This is a genomic window from Actinokineospora spheciospongiae (assembly GCF_000564855.1).
Lineage (GTDB): Bacteria > Actinomycetota > Actinomycetes > Mycobacteriales > Pseudonocardiaceae > Actinokineospora > Actinokineospora spheciospongiae.
Map to the genome: position 1 here is coordinate 1 of NZ_AYXG01000174.1, position 226 is coordinate 226.

Sequence of the window (226 nt, forward strand, 5' to 3'; positions counted from 1 at the left end):
TCAACGCCGTCGTCGTTTCTCACCGGAGTTCAAGGACGAGGCCGTGAAAATGGTCGAGTCCGGGATCTCCGTCGCCGAAGCCGCCCGCCAGTTGGGCCTGGTGGAGCAGACACTGCGGAACTGGGTCGAGGCCCACCGCAAGAAGCACCCGAAGGGTGCTGCCCCGTTGGGAGTGGATGAGCGGGCCCGGTTGCGGGAGCTGGAACGCGAGAACCAGGAACTGAGG

The 226-nt window shown here is 65.5% G+C and carries 1 protein-coding gene; it reads left to right on the forward strand.

All coding sequences use genetic code 11. The annotated features are described in order from the left end of the window. A partial coding sequence (locus tag UO65_RS22855) for a transposase (protein WP_035286126.1) occupies positions 1 to 226 on the forward strand: 226 nt, incomplete at both ends.